Here is a 333-nt window from a genome sequence, read left to right on the forward strand (position 1 = left end):
CAGCGGCGACAGGAACTGGCTGAGCAGATAGCCATGCCCCATGTGGATCTCGACCGCATCGAAGCCGGCGTCGCGCGCATGGCGTGCGGCCTGCGCGAATTCGTCGGCGATCGCGGACATCTGGTCGCGCGTCATCGCCTGCTTCAAAAAGCGGCCGCTCATCACGCCGACCTTGTTGAAGCCGCCCGATGCGCTCAACGGCCGCCGGGTCGACAGCGACGGCAGGAACGTGAAGCAGCCGCCGTGCGTGATCTGCGCGGAGGCGGCGGCGCCGTGGCGATGGACGGCGTCGGTCAGCGCGCGGAACTGGCGGACCGTCGGCACGTCGAGCCG

General features: G+C 69.7%; 1 pseudogene. It reads right to left on the minus strand.

Going from position 1 to position 333, the window contains the following annotated elements:
• Positions 1–333: pseudogene (locus FOZ70_RS38335) on the minus strand (NADH:flavin oxidoreductase); the annotation flags it as partial.

Origin of the sequence: Burkholderia sp. COPS (assembly GCF_019425585.1) — a bacterium.
Classification (GTDB): Bacteria; Pseudomonadota; Gammaproteobacteria; order Burkholderiales; family Burkholderiaceae; genus Burkholderia; species Burkholderia cepacia.